Origin of the sequence: Halomonas sp. MCCC 1A11062 (assembly GCF_021404355.1) — a bacterium.
Lineage (GTDB): Bacteria > Pseudomonadota > Gammaproteobacteria > Pseudomonadales > Halomonadaceae > Halomonas > Halomonas aerodenitrificans.
Map to the genome: position 1 here is coordinate 262954 of NZ_JABFTW010000001.1, position 13285 is coordinate 276238.

A 13285-nucleotide genomic window follows, 5' to 3' on the forward strand; every position below is an offset into this window, starting at 1 on the left:
GAGGAATCGTCATGTGTGGAATCGTCGGTGCCGTTGCCGAGCGCAACGTGGAAGGCATCCTGCTCGAAGGCTTGAGGCGCCTGGAGTATCGCGGCTACGACTCGGCAGGTATGGCGGTGATCTCTCCCGATGGCGAGCTGCAGCGCCGTCGCGCGCTGGGCAAGGTCGCAGCCCTCGAAGCCATGCTCGATGAGGCAGCCCTGCCGGGGCGCTGCGGTATCGCCCACACCCGCTGGGCCACCCACGGCAAGCCCAGCGAGGAGAACGCCCATCCGCACCAGTCGGGAAGCCGGCTGGCGCTGGTGCACAACGGCATCATCGAGAACCACGAGCCGCTGCGCCGCGAGCTGAAGGCCGACGGCTATGTCTTCTCCTCGCAGACCGATACCGAAGTGGTGGCGCACCTGCTGGAGCGCGAGTACCGCCATGGCGGCGGCCTGCTGGCCGCCGTACAGCGAGTGCTCGCTCGCCTGGAAGGTGCCTATGCCCTGGCCGTAGTACATGCTGACGAGCCCGACGTCGTGGTGGGTGCGCGCAAGGGCAGTCCGCTGGTGGTGGGGGTGGGGATCGATGAAGCCTTCCTCGGCTCCGACCCGCTGGCATTGCTGCAGGTCACCGACCGTTTCATCTATCTGCAGGAGGGTGACGTGGTCCGGCTCTCCGACGGCGGCCGGATCGAGATCCACGATGCGCAGGGGCAAGCCGCGCAGCGTGAGACGCATACCTTCGAGCATGGCGACGGCGCCGCCAGCAAGGGCGAATACCGTCACTACATGTTGAAGGAGATCTTCGAGCAGCCGGCGGTGATCGCGGCTGCGCTGGAAGGGCGCCTGGGCGAGCGCGCGGTGCCGGTCGAGTGCTTCGGCCCCGATGCCGAAGCGCTGTTCGAGCGGGTCAAGCAGGTGCATATCGTCGCCTGCGGCACCAGCTATCATGCCGGTCTGGTGGCGCGCTACTGGCTGGAACGCTACGCCGGCATCCCCGTGCAGGTGGAAGTCGCCTCGGAGTACCGCTACCGCACGGTGGTGGTGCCGGACGACACCTTGTTCGTCACGCTGTCGCAGTCCGGCGAGACGGCCGACACCCTGGCGGCGCTGCGTTTCGCCCGCGAGCAGGGCTATCTCGGCAGCCTGGCCATCTGCAACGTGCCGGGGAGCTCCCTGGTACGGGAGTCCGACCTCACCCTGATGACCCAGGCCGGCCCTGAGATCGGCGTGGCCTCGACCAAGGCCTTCACCACCCAGCTCACCGCCCTGATGCTGCTGACTCTGGCTCTGGGGCGGGTCAAGGGGCTGGCGGCCGAGACCCAGGCCGAGCTGGTGGCCGGGCTGCGCTCGCTGCCGCAGCTGGTGGGCCAGGTGCTGAAACTCGATAACGCCATCGAGCGGCTGTCGACCGCCTTTGCCGAGAAGCATCACGCCCTCTTCCTTGGGCGCGGCGCGCACTTCCCTATCGCCCTGGAGGGCGCGCTCAAGCTCAAGGAGATCTCCTACATCCACGCCGAGGCCTATCCCGCCGGCGAGCTCAAGCACGGCCCGCTGGCGCTGGTGGACAGCGAGATGCCGGTCATTTCCGTCGCTCCCAATGACGAATTGCTCGACAAGCTCAAGTCCAACCTGCAGGAAGTACGCGCCCGTGGCGGCGAACTCTTCGTCTTCGCCGACGAGCAAGTCGGCATCGAGGAGGAAGATGGCGTCAGGGTGCTGCCGTTACCCCACGTGCACGACGCTCTGGCACCGATTCTCTATACCGTGCCGCTGCAGCTGTTGAGTTATCACGTGGCGGTACTCAAGGGAACCGACGTCGATCAGCCGCGTAATCTGGCCAAATCGGTAACGGTGGAGTGAACTCGGGATACTTCAGCTTACTTTTCACGTTTTCTGTCGTTAAACTTCGACTTGAACTAGGCAGTAACGAGCCACTCGTTGCTGCCTAATTTCAATTAAACGAAGAACGAGAAAAGGATATCGACGTGGGGAACGGACAGAAACGTCAGGGAAGTTTACTGAAGCGCTTACTGGTGATCAGCGCAGGGCTCGTGCTTGTGGTGGGTCTGGGAGCTCCCTATTGGTTGGGCCAGCAGGTGGAAAAGCATTACGCCGACTATCTGCAACAGTTGCAGCGCTTCGACTATATACAGGTCGAGAACCCGGTATATGAACGTGGCTGGTTCCAAGCCAGTGCCAGTTATGAACTCATCATCGAGCCCGAACTTGCTCAGGCGTACGAGCATCTCCTTGACGCAGAAATGGGACTGTCGTTCGAGGGAGAGCCGCTCAGGATAGCCGTCAACGACCGCATCACCCACGGTCCCTTCATGGGCGCTCTGGCCACCTTCGAGGGGCGAGCCGAGGCGTCGGGTTGGCTGTTCGAGCAAGCGCTCCAACTGGATGACGAGGATTTCACCCGCTATGCCGGCAGGGTCGGCTTCGACCAGATGGTGGAGGGCGAATGGGAACCCCTGACGGTAACGCTGGCCTCGGGTCCGCTACTCAATGATTTGGGTGTGGAGATGCGTTACGAGGGTGAGTACCTGGGCGGTGAGTTCCGCTACGACCCAAACTCAGGTGAGTATCGTAGTACGAATCGTCTGGGGCAGTCCCGGTTGGTGGAGCCCTCGGCCGTTCACACCTTCGAGGGCTCTACCACCGACCTGGTGATTTCTTTCCCCCAGGGAGTGCTGCGTGAAATCACGCTGCGATCGAACGATGCGCCCATGTTGACGGAGAGCCGCGATCTGCAAGAGGTGGGCAACTCCCGCATCGAAGGACAGAGCGTCGAGATCAAGTTCCTGTTCGATGAGCAGGGCCGCTTCGCAGACCTGGTAGCGCACTTCGAGATGCAGGGCTTCGAGTCCGAAGCGCCTGACCTCTATTTCACCATGGATGGTCTAGCAGCCGATTTCACGGCGACTCGCCAGGGCGATAGCAGCTGGTATGGCCAGCTGGGCCTCAGCCTCGACGGCTTGGCGGTGCGCGAGCAGTTCTCACCGGGCTTTACCGCGCAAAGCGCCACGGTTCGCCTGGGGCTGGAGCCGGAATCCGAGGAGCACTTCCAACTGGCGCAGCTATGGGCGGCCGAGGGGCTGCAGATTCAGGGCCTGGAAGAGCCGATCGCTTTCCATGTCGAATCCAGCTACGGGCAGCTGTCGCGTACTGAGTACGACACCCTGTGGAGCCTGATCTACGAAGCCATTGCCAGCTTCCAGTGGAACGACCCTGAGGCCCTGCTGCCCATTTTCGAGCGCATGGGTGAGGCCGGCGAGGCGCTGATGGCGGGCCGCTCCGTGCTCACCATCAAGCCGGCCACCTTCAGCATGGGCGATGCGGACATCGTGCTGGCGCTGGAAGCCGACCTGCTGCTTCAGGACATTGCCGGTCTCGACGAGAGCTTTCTGCTCGATGCGGAAAACCGCCTGGACCTGAGCGTGGAGGCTTCCGCCATGCTGCTGCACCGGGTGAGCCGTGAAGTCCTGCGTCAGCAGTACAATGGCATGCTTTCGGGCAATGAGCTCGATGCCATGGCCAAGGAGGTGGTGGCTGGAAGCGTGGAGCCGATGCTCGAGATGGGCGTCGTTCGCCGCGAGCAGGACGGTAGCTACACCTTGAAGGTGCAGCTACAGGACGGCCAGTTGCTGGTGAACGGCGAACCCGGCGAGTGGCTGCTGGAGCAGTTCTGAGCCGCTGCGAAGAAACGCTGAACTGGGCTGGGTGGCGCGCTCAGCGCTCCACCCAGCCGCGGCGGATCAACGGCGCGAACAGCATTCGATAGAGCCGCATGGCCACCCGGTGATAGATGGGCAGGATAAGCCAACTGCGGCTGACACCTACCAGCGTGGCCATGGCAGCCGCCAGCACCAGGGCGCCGAGCATGTCCTGGGGGAAATGCACGCCGAGGAAGACCCTCGCCCAGGCCACCGGAACGGCCAGCAGCAGCAGGTAGCGACCGATCCTTCGGGTGCCGGCATGCAGCAGCAGGCTGAAGGCCATGGTCAGCATGATGGTGGCGTGATTGCTGGGAAACGCCGGGGTCGGGGCGTGTTCCAGGAAGGTCTGCCCGACTGGCATCATGAACGGACGTGGGGTCGGCCACAGCCAGCCGATCATCCAGCTCGCCGCCAGGGCGAGCAGAGTGGCGATGAAGGCCTCCCACAGCGGGCGTTTCAGGCGCTCACTGCCACGCAGCCAGCCAATGACCAGCAGAGCCGGTACCAGCCAGATCAAATAGACGGCGAAGACTTCCGTCATCAGCAGCAGCCGTGGGTCGCTGTCGGGCGCCGCGTTGAGCTGGGCGAACAGGGCAAGGTTGAGTGTGGTTTCCATGAGTTGGGTGCGCTGGGCGCTCTTCCTTGTTCATTTGGAGCAGGCCGCTCATGCTGCCATTCGTCAGGCGACGTTTCCGATTAATTTTGTTACAGGAGCATGACAAGGTTGTCCAGACTGTATCTGGGTTTGGCCATGTGGGCCAACCCCGACTGGTGTGGCTCCCTTTACCCGCCCTATGGCGGCCAGGAGGGTTGGCTGGCCGACTATGCGCGGGTGTTCAACGCGGTGGAGGGCAACACGACCTTCTACAGCGGGGCGCCCCGGGCCGAGACGGTGGCTGGCTGGTCGCGCCTGGCGCCTGCTGATTTCCGCTTTTGCTTCAAGCTGCCGGCGGCGCTGACCCATGAGCGTCGTCTCGAGGGTATCGAGGCGGATTTCGATGCCTTCGTCGAGGCTCTCTCCCCACTGCACGATCGCCTGGGCCCTCTGCTCGTCCAGTTGCCGCGGGACTTCGGCCCTGACCTACTGCCCCGGCTCGCAGCGCTGCTAGAGCGCTGGCCTGCGGCGATTCCCTGCGCCGTGGAGGTCCGGCATCCTGAATTTTTCCACAAGGGGTCGGCCGAGATCGCTCTCAACCGCCTGTTGATAACTCATGGCGCCAACCGCGTCATGCTCGACGTGAGGCCGCTGTTCTCGACCCCGGCGACGGGCTGCCCCGCGCTTGCACAAGCGCAGAGTGAAAAGCCACGCTGCCCATTACACGTGCTTTCCACGGGAAACGAGCCGCTTGTCCGCTTTATCGGACACCTCGATGAGGAGATCAACCTCAGCTACTTCCGGCCTTGGATCGGTCAGCTAAAGCTGTGGATAAAACAGGGGAAAACCCCTTTTCTCTTTGTGCATACCGCCAATAACCGACGGGCTCCCGAGCTTGCCCGACGACTCCATGGCGAGCTGATCGTCCAGCTCGACCAACCGCCGCTCAACGACTTTGCCGGCGAGCGCCAAACCACGCTGTTTTGAGTCCTCTGCTGCTGGCCTTCGAGCGTATGATCGGATAGATTTGCCACCATTCGGTGTAATTACCCATCGTTTTTCCGGGTTTTTGCGCTTGAAACAGATCAACAATCGGATACATAACAACAGGTGACTCATGTCTAAACTCGTCCACGCGCAGTGGTCATCGAAGATGACCTTCGTGCTGGCGGCCGCCGGGTCGGCCGTCGGGCTAGGCAACATCTGGCGCTTCTCCTACATGGTGGGAGACAACGGTGGCGCCGCCTTCGTACTCGTCTATCTGGCCTGTGTCGCCGTGGTGGGCCTCCCCGTGCTGGTGGCCGAGTGGCTGATTGGCCGGCGGGGTCAGAAGAACCCGATCAACGCCATGGCGGAGCTGGCCAGCAAGAACGCCCAGCCCAAGGCATGGGCACTGGTAGGTGCCAGCGGCGTGCTGGCGGCCTTTTTGATCCTCTCCTTCTATAGCGTGATCGGCGGCTGGTCGCTTTCCTATACCCTGGGTTCGGTCACCGGTACCTTTACCGGTCAGGATGCCGACGGCGTCGGCGCCATCTTCACGGGCTTGCTGGGCAATCCCTTACTGCTGCTGCTGTGGCACACTGCCTTCATGGCGCTGGTGGTGTGGATCGTGGCCCGCGGCGTGACCAAGGGGCTGGAAGGTGCGGTACGCACCATGATGCCGGCGCTGGTGGTGCTGATGGTGGTGCTGGTCGGCTACGGCATGACCACCGGTCATTTCGGCGAGGCGCTGGCCTTCATGTTCCGCCCCGACTGGGGCGCGCTCTCCGGCGACGTGGTGCTGGCCGCCATGGGCCAGGCTTTCTTCACCCTGTCGCTGGGCATGGGCATCATGATGGCCTACGGCTCCTATCTGGGTGAGGACGTCAACCTGCTGGGCACCGCGCGCACGGTGATCATCCTGGATACCGGCATCGCCCTGCTGGCCGGCCTGGCAATCTTCCCCATCGTCTTCGCCAACGGTCTGAGTGCCGGGGAAGGCCCGGGGCTGATCTTCGTCACCCTGCCGCTGGCGTTCGGCAACATGACCGGCGGCATGCTGCTGGGGCTGATGTTCTTCCTGCTGCTGACCTTCGCCGCGCTGACCTCGGCCATCTCGCTGCTCGAGCCGGTGGTGGAGTTCGTCGAGGAGCGCACGCCGCTGACGCGGGTCATGGCCACCCTGGTGAGCGCCGTGGCGGTGTGGCTGCTGGGCATTGCCGCGCTGATGTCGTTCAACGTCTGGCCCGAGCCGGTGATGATGGGGCTCAACGTGTTCGATCTGCTGGACACCTTCACCAGCAAGATCCTGCTGCCGCTGACGGGGCTGGGCGCGATCGTCTTCGTTGCCTGGTGTCTGGATCGCCGCAGCGTGGCCGCCGAGCTGAATCTGACCGGCGGCAGCGAGCAGGTGTGGCTGGTGGTGGCGCGCTACGTGGCGCCGCTGGGGGTGATCCTGGTGTTCGTCAACTCCCTGTTGGGATGACCCAGGGATTATTGGGTGACGAGCCTACCTGGCCCCGCATGCCGGGGCCGGATCTGCTGCTTGTCGCGGCCGCCTTTGGGCGGCCGCTTCAGTGTCTTTCTTCGTCGACCAAGTCGGCGATGTTCCGCTCCAGCTGCTTGAACTCCTGATGCAGCTCGATTCCGCGGCGGGCGCGCAGGTTTCGCTGGGCGGCGCTGCGGGAGCGCTTTTCATGCTCGGCGACGTTGATGCTCATGAAGATGTCGAGAAGTTCATTCTTGACGGAAGTGACTCGTTCGACCTTACTCATGTCGACCCTCCCTTCTTCTTCTGTGCCTTATCTTCGTCTGTACGGCAAGATCAAATCACAGCATCTTTACTATACCCTACTTGACAGAATCATGACGAAGTGGGCTATTCCACGCTGGCGAGTGAAACTCCCCCAAGCGAGTCGGGATCGTGCATACTGAGATTTTGCGTTCGTCAAACCAAGGAGTTCAGCGTGAGCCGCGCCCTGTTCGATGAAATGAGACGCCGCATGGAGCTCTTCCGCCGCTCCGAGCAGAAAGTGGCGCGCTTCGTGCTGCGCAATCCCGATGAAGTCATTCACATGCGCATCGTCGATCTGGCCACCGAGGCCAAGGTCAGCGAGCCGACCGTGGTGCGCTTCTGCCGGGCCCTGGGCTGCAACGGTTTTCAGGACTTCAAGCTCAAGCTAGCGCAGATGCTGGCTTCAGGCAGCCAGTTCGCCCAGTTCTCGATGAACGACGACGACTCCGTCGCCGAGTTCTCCCAGAGCATCTTCGACTCCACCGTGGGCACCCTGCTGTCGGTGCGCGACCGCCTGGACAACGAGGCACTGAGCCGGGCGATCCAGGCGCTGGCCATGGCCAACCGGGTCGAGTTCTACGGCTTCGGCGCCTCCGGGGCGGTGGCCTTCGATGCCCAGCACAAGTTCTTCCGCCTGCAGATCTCCACCGCGGCCTACGCCGACCCCCACATGCAGAACATGTCGGCGGTGACCCTCAAGGAGGGCGACGTGGTGGTGGCGATCTCCCAGACCGGCCGCACCCGTGCCCTGGTGGCCAGCGTGCGCCTGGCCCGCGAGGCCGGCGCTACGGTGATCGGCCTGTGCCCCAGCGGGTCGCCGCTCTCCGAGGAGGTGTCTCTGCCGCTCTACATCGACGTGCACGAGGACACCGAGATCTATACGCCGATGAGCTCACGTGTGGCCCACCTGGTGCTGATCGACGTGCTCGCCGTGGGTGTGGCCAAGACCCGCGGACCGAAGCTCGCCGAGCAGCTCAAGGCGGTCAAGAAGAGCCTGACGCCGTTACGGTTTCCCGAACAGGAAGGCAAACCCTGAAGTGAGCGTCGGCGACGGCAGGCCGAGCACAATATGCTAAGCTGGGCGCTCATTTTTTCCAGCGGCAGACCCCTTCCATGGATGACGTCACGGCGATTCTCGATCAGTTGAACCCGGCCCAGCGCGAGGCGGTGAGCGCCCCCCAGGACAACATGCTGGTGCTGGCCGGAGCCGGCTCCGGCAAGACCCGGGTGCTGGTGCATCGCATCGCCTGGCTGATGCAGGCCGAGGGGCTCTCGCCCTACGCCGTGCTCGCCGTGACCTTCACCAACAAGGCGGCCCGCGAGATGCGAACGCGTCTGGAGGCGCTGCTGGGGCTGTCGCTGCGCAACGTCTGGGTCGGCACCTTCCACTCCATCGCCCATCGCCTGCTGCGCACCCACTGGCAGGATGCGCGGCTGCCGCAGCATTTCCAGATCATCGACTCCGACGACCAGCTGCGCCTGATCAAGCGCCTGCTCAAGGATCACCAGATCGACGACGAGCGCTACCCGCCGCGCCAGGTGCAGTACTTCATCTCCGGCTGCAAGGAGGAGGGGCTGCGCCCGCATCAGGTCGACGTTCACGGCGACGCCTACATGGCCCAGATGGTCGAACTCTACGAGCGCTACCAGCTCACCTGCGAGCGCGGCGGTCTGGTCGACTTCGGCGAGCTGCTGCTCAGGAGCCTCGAGCTCTTGCGCGATACCCCGGCGCTGCTGGCCCACTACCAGGAGCGCTTCGCCCACGTGCTGGTCGACGAGTTCCAGGACACCAACACCCTGCAGTACGCCTGGCTCAAGCTGCTCACCGGCATGAAGACGCCGATGACCGTGGTCGGCGACGACGACCAGTCGATCTACGGCTGGCGCGGCGCGCGGATCGAGAACATCCGTCGCTTCGAGCAGGAATTCCCGGGTACCCATACCGTGCGTCTGGAGCAGAACTACCGCTCCACCAGCGCCATTCTCGATGCCGCCAACGCCCTGATCAGCCACAACGCCGAGCGCATGGGCAAGGAGCTATGGACGGCCGGCGCCCGCGGCGAGCCGATCTCGGTATATGCCGGCTTCAACGACCTGGACGAGGCGCGCTTCATCGTCGACACCATCAAGGAGAAGGTCGACGAGGGCTACCGACGCCGCGACGTGGCCATCCTCTATCGCTCCAACGCCCAGTCGCGGGTGCTCGAGGAGACCCTGATCCGCCAGGGCATGCCTTATCGCATCTACGGCGGTCATCGCTTCTACGAGCGGCTGGAGATCAAGAACGCCCTGGCCTACCTGCGTCTGCTGCTCAACCGCGACGACGACGCTTCGCTGGAGCGCATCGTCAACGTGCCGCCGCGGGGCATCGGCACGCGTACCGTGGAGCTACTGCGCGAGCGGGCGCGCGTGGCCGGGGTATCGTTGTGGCAGGCGCTGCACGACGGCCTGGCCGACGGTTCGCTGAAAGGGCGTGCCGGTGCGTCGCTGCAGCTCTTCGCCGATCTCATCGAAGGGCTCGACAACGACACCGCCGGCCTGAGGCTGCACGAGATCATCGATCATGTGAATGAGCGCTCCGGGCTGGTCGAGCATCATCGCAACGAGAAGGGCGAGAAGGGGCAGGCCCGGGTCGAGAACCTGGAAGAGCTGATCAACGCCGCCCGCGCCTTCACCCAGGGCGAATCCTTCGACCCGCCCGAGGCCGGCGAGGGCGCCGTGGCGCTGGAGGCCTTCCTCGCCGAAGCGGCGCTCAACGCCGGCGAGCACGAGGCCGACGAGTTCGAGGACAGCGTGCAGCTGATGACCCTGCACTCGGCCAAAGGGCTGGAGTTCCCGGTAGTGTTCATCGCCGGGGTCGAGGAGGGGCTGTTCCCGCACAAGATGTCGCTGGAGGAGCCCGGCCGGCTCGAGGAGGAGCGCCGGCTGTGCTACGTCGGTCTGACCCGCGCCATGCGCAAGCTCTACCTCACGCATTCGGAGATTCGCCGCCTGCACGGCAAGGAGACCTTCCAGCGGCCGTCGCGCTTCCTGCGTGAGATTCCCGCCGAGTATCTGGAGGAAGTGCGCCTGCGCGGGCAGATCTCGCGTCCGGTGACGGCCATGCGTCCGGCGGTGGGGCTGTCGCGTCAGACCTCGGTCGACGGCGGCGACGACCTGCCCAGCCTGAGCCTGGGTCAGCGCGTGCATCACCCCGTCTTCGGCGAGGGGGTGATTCTCAACGCCGAGGGCGAGGGCGCACGGGCCCGGGTGCAGGTCAGCTTCGAGGGCGAAGGCGACAAGTGGCTGGTGCTGGGGTTCGCCAAGCTAACTCCTCTATAGAGAGAGATCAGCGTATCCCCTGTACGTTGACGTCTACGTCAAAAGCCGCGCTTGCTGCCCAAATTGCCATTAAGCATACTCACAGGCGGACACATCGCGCTTGATTAGGGAAGCGCTGAGCAATTCGCTCGCGCAGGCATTTGTGCAGTGTTTCCTTAGACGCGACTCAGAATAACCACCTGGAGTCATGCCCGCATGCAACGCCGTAAATTCCTCAAGACCGCCGGCCTCGGTGCTGCCGGCGTCGTCGCTGCCCCCTTCGTCTCCACCGCAAAAGCGCAGGAAACCATCACCTGGGACATGGTCACCTCCTGGCCGACCAACTTCCCGGCCCTGGGTACCGGTGCCAACGCATTCGCCCAGCGTATCGAACAGCTCTCCAACGGCCGCATGCGCGTGCGCGTGCACGGTGCCGGCGAGCTGGTACCCGCCATGGAAGTGTTCGATGCGGTGGCCGCCGGTACCGCCGAGATGGGCCATTCCGCCGCCTACTACTGGCGCGGCAAGGTCGCCGCTTCGCAGTTCTTCACCGCCGTGCCCTTCGGCATGAACACCACCGAAATGAATGCCTGGCTCTACCACGGTGGCGGTCAGGAGCTGTGGGACGAGATCTACGCCAAGCACAACCTGAAGCCGTTCGCCGTGGGCAACACCGGTGCCCAGATGGCCGGCTGGTTCAAGCGCGAGATCAACTCGCTGGCCGACATGCAGGGCATCCGCCTGCGCCTGCCGGGTCTGGCCGGCGAGGCCATGAACGGCATCGGCGTGACCACCGTCAACATGCCGGGCGGCGAGATCTTCACCTCCATGCAGACCGGCGTGCTCGACGCCGCCGACTGGGTTGGGCCCTACAACGACATGGCCTTCGGCCTGCATCAGGTGGCCGATTACTACTACACTTCGCCGTGGAACGAGCCGACCGCCGTGCTCGAGGGCACCGTCAACCTGGACGCCTGGAACGCCCTGCCCGACGACCTCAAGGCCGTGGTGCGCGAAGCCGCCAAGGCCTCCAACCTGGATATGATCAGCGAATTCGCCTATCGCAACGCTCAGGCGCTGGCCACCCTGGTGGAGGAGCATGGCGTGCAGCTGCGCACCTTCCCTCAGGACGTCATCGAGGCGCTCTACGAGTCGTCGCAGCGGGTCATCCAGCAGCAGGTGGAGAACGACCCCGACTCGGCCAAGGTCTACGAGTCCTACCGCGCGTTCCAGGCGCTGGTTCGCCCGTTCAGCGACGTGGGCGAGTTCGAGTATCTCAAGACCCGCGACACCGTCGTCACCTGATCGACGACGTCGAACGCAGCGAGGGCGCCTATTGGCGCCCTCGCTGCTTTCCGAAACCTCAGCCGGTCTGACGTACCGCGCGGATGCGCCCCTTGTCGTCCAGCGCCACCATCACGAAGCGGGCCTCGGTGACCTTGTGCAGCTCGCTGCTCTCGCGTTCGTGAGGCTGGCGAATCCACACTTCGACGTCGATCTTGATCGAGCTGTGGCCGATCTCACGCACGGCAGTGAAGATGTTGACCATCGAGCCGACACGCACCGGACACAGGAAGTCCATGGTCTCGATGGCCACGGTCGCGGTGCGGCCACGCGCCTCGCGGCCCGCTGCCAGCTCGGCGGCCTGGTCCATGTGGCGCACCAACCAGCCACCGGGGATGTCGCCATAGAGGTTGGTATCCTGGCGATCGGCCAGCAGCTTGAGTGTCAATTGCCCCTGGGGCGCGGGAACGTCGTCGAGGTCGGTCATGGAATGTCGTATGCTCGGCTTGTTGTTGTGGGCGGCGATATTGCGTTGCAGCGCTTGCTGGTGGCCATCTTATACGCCAAGCCTTGGCCTCACCAGCGCTGCGACAAGCCGTCACTCGTGCGCGATCCTCCCAGTCTGCGGCAAGGAGCCTCTCATGATCCCTTTCGGCAAGGCGCGTGGTCGGCGCAGGCCATGGCACAGTTGTCTGGTGCTGCTGCTGCTGGTCTGGGCCATGTCCACGGCCCACGGCGATGAGCCGGTGGGTACGCTCGGCGTGGTAGGCTCCGACACCATGGCCGGGCTGATGCTGCGCTGGGGCGAACAGCTCAGCGAGCGCCATCCGGGCATTCGCCTGCAGCTCCAGGCCAGCGGCTCGGCCAGTGCTCCCACGGCGCTGGCGGCCGGCACCACCCGGCTCGGGCCGATGTCACGGGCCATGAGCGACAGCGAGCGTGATGCCTTCCAGCAACGGCACGGTTACCCGGTGCTGGAAGTGGAGGTGGCACGAGACGCTCTGGCGGTGATCGTGCACCGTCACCATGCGCTGGAGTCGCTGCGACTTGACGAGATCGACGCCATTTTCTCGACCACGCGCCGCTGCGGTGGCGACGAGGCGATCCTGCGCTGGGAGCAGCTCGGCGTCGCGGGGCGAGGGGGAAGGATCGAGCTCAACGGGCGCAATCCCGCTTCCGGCAGCTTTGGCCTGTTCCGCCAGCAGGCGCTGTGTGGCGGCAGCTACAATCCACGGCTCAACGAGCACCCGGGCTCTGCCGCCGTGGTGGCGGCGGTCACCGAAAGCCTGGAGGCCATCGGCTATGTCGGCCTCAATCACCTGACTCCCGGGATCAAGGCCCTCGCCATAGAGGATGGCGAGGGGCGCCGGCATGTTCCCGCTGCCGAACCGGTGCGCCAGGGCGAGTATCCACTTGGCCGTGCGCTCTTCCTCTACGTCAACCTTCCCCCCGGAGAGGCGCTCTCCGGGCCGGAGCGGGCGCTGCTGGATCTCATCCTGTCGCCTCAGGGGCAGCGCACGGTCTCCGAGATGGGCTTCGTGGCGCTGTCGGAGGAGCACCTGGCCGCCCAGCGTGAGCTGCTGGGCCTCGACGCTACGCTGCCCTGAGCGCGTGTCACGAAACTGTC

The 13285-nt window shown here is 64.5% G+C and carries 11 protein-coding genes; 8 read left to right on the top strand and 3 right to left on the bottom strand.

The features are described 5' to 3' along the window. Positions 1-11 precede the first annotated feature (11 nt). Together glmS and HOP58_RS01245 are read left to right on the top strand one after the other, a co-directional pair. The gene (glmS, locus tag HOP58_RS01240) at positions 12-1847 is read left to right on the top strand and encodes a glutamine--fructose-6-phosphate transaminase (isomerizing) (protein ID WP_234259290.1); all 1836 of its coding nucleotides are present in this window, start codon (positions 12-14) and stop codon (positions 1845-1847) included. A gap of 125 nt (positions 1848-1972) precedes the next feature. Then, positions 1973-3679, top strand: a complete 1707-nt coding sequence (locus HOP58_RS01245; RefSeq protein ID WP_083861748.1) for a DUF945 family protein — start codon at positions 1973-1975, stop codon at positions 3677-3679. Between the two features lie 40 nt (positions 3680-3719). On the opposite strand, the gene HOP58_RS01250 is transcribed toward HOP58_RS01245, so the two are convergent. Continuing rightward, positions 3720-4322, bottom strand: coding sequence for a phosphatase PAP2 family protein (locus HOP58_RS01250; RefSeq protein WP_234253426.1), 603 nt, complete (start codon positions 4320-4322; stop codon positions 3720-3722). A 99-nt stretch (positions 4323-4421) separates the two neighbouring features. Between HOP58_RS01250 and HOP58_RS01255 the strand changes: the two genes are divergently transcribed. Further along, positions 4422-5288 carry a DUF72 domain-containing protein gene (locus tag HOP58_RS01255; protein WP_234253427.1) on the top strand — a complete coding sequence of 289 codons (867 nt, stop codon included), beginning with the start codon at positions 4422-4424 and terminating at the stop codon, positions 5286-5288. Between the two features lie 130 nt (positions 5289-5418). Beyond that, a complete protein-coding gene (locus HOP58_RS01260) occupies positions 5419-6765 on the top strand; it encodes a sodium-dependent transporter (RefSeq protein WP_234253428.1) in 1347 nt (448 codons plus the stop codon). Between the two features lie 88 nt (positions 6766-6853). On the opposite strand, the gene HOP58_RS01265 is transcribed toward HOP58_RS01260, so the two are convergent. Beyond that, entirely contained in the window at positions 6854-7054 is a 201-nt protein-coding gene (locus HOP58_RS01265; protein WP_010625936.1) for a hypothetical protein, read from the bottom strand. A 192-nt stretch (positions 7055-7246) separates the two neighbouring features. Between HOP58_RS01265 and hexR the strand changes: the two genes are divergently transcribed. From hexR to HOP58_RS01280, 3 genes are all read left to right on the top strand, one after another. Then, a complete protein-coding gene (hexR, locus tag HOP58_RS01270) occupies positions 7247-8110 on the top strand; it encodes a transcriptional regulator HexR (RefSeq protein WP_010625935.1) in 864 nt (287 codons plus the stop codon). 77 nt (positions 8111-8187) lie between these two features. After that, positions 8188-10395: a DNA helicase II gene (gene uvrD / locus HOP58_RS01275; protein ID WP_234259292.1), complete on the top strand. Its 2208-nt coding sequence runs from the start codon at positions 8188-8190 to the stop codon at positions 10393-10395. Between the two features lie 195 nt (positions 10396-10590). Beyond that, positions 10591-11679, top strand: coding sequence for a TRAP transporter substrate-binding protein (locus HOP58_RS01280; RefSeq protein WP_010625933.1), 1089 nt, complete (start codon positions 10591-10593; stop codon positions 11677-11679). A 58-nt stretch (positions 11680-11737) separates the two neighbouring features. Here the strand turns inward: HOP58_RS01280 and HOP58_RS01285 are convergent, their stop codons facing one another. After that, complete coding sequence (locus HOP58_RS01285; RefSeq protein WP_234253430.1) at positions 11738-12145, bottom strand: hotdog domain-containing protein; 408 nt, start codon at positions 12143-12145, stop codon at positions 11738-11740. 154 nt (positions 12146-12299) lie between these two features. Between HOP58_RS01285 and HOP58_RS01290 the strand changes: the two genes are divergently transcribed. After that, positions 12300-13265, top strand: coding sequence for a phosphate ABC transporter substrate-binding protein (locus HOP58_RS01290; RefSeq protein WP_234259293.1), 966 nt, complete (start codon positions 12300-12302; stop codon positions 13263-13265). Positions 13266-13285: the final 20 nt, after the last annotated feature.

What these genes read in the sequence shown, in the direction of transcription:
- HOP58_RS01290 (WP_234259293.1), top strand. Translation starts at nt 12,300, where the DNA reads ATGATCCCTTTCGGCAAGGCGCGTGGTCGGCGCAGGCCATGGCACAGT.
- glmS (WP_234259290.1), top strand. Translation starts at nt 12, where the DNA reads ATGTGTGGAATCGTCGGTGCCGTTGCCGAGCGCAACGTGGAAGGCATC.
- uvrD (WP_234259292.1), top strand. Translation starts at nt 8,188, where the DNA reads ATGGATGACGTCACGGCGATTCTCGATCAGTTGAACCCGGCCCAGCGC.
- HOP58_RS01285 (WP_234253430.1), bottom strand. Translation starts at nt 12,145, where the DNA reads ATGACCGACCTCGACGACGTTCCCGCGCCCCAGGGGCAATTGACACTC.
- HOP58_RS01265 (WP_010625936.1), bottom strand. Translation starts at nt 7,054, where the DNA reads ATGAGTAAGGTCGAACGAGTCACTTCCGTCAAGAATGAACTTCTCGAC.
- HOP58_RS01250 (WP_234253426.1), bottom strand. Translation starts at nt 4,322, where the DNA reads ATGGAAACCACACTCAACCTTGCCCTGTTCGCCCAGCTCAACGCGGCG.
- HOP58_RS01255 (WP_234253427.1), top strand. Translation starts at nt 4,422, where the DNA reads ATGACAAGGTTGTCCAGACTGTATCTGGGTTTGGCCATGTGGGCCAAC.
- HOP58_RS01280 (WP_010625933.1), top strand. Translation starts at nt 10,591, where the DNA reads ATGCAACGCCGTAAATTCCTCAAGACCGCCGGCCTCGGTGCTGCCGGC.
- HOP58_RS01260 (WP_234253428.1), top strand. Translation starts at nt 5,419, where the DNA reads ATGTCTAAACTCGTCCACGCGCAGTGGTCATCGAAGATGACCTTCGTG.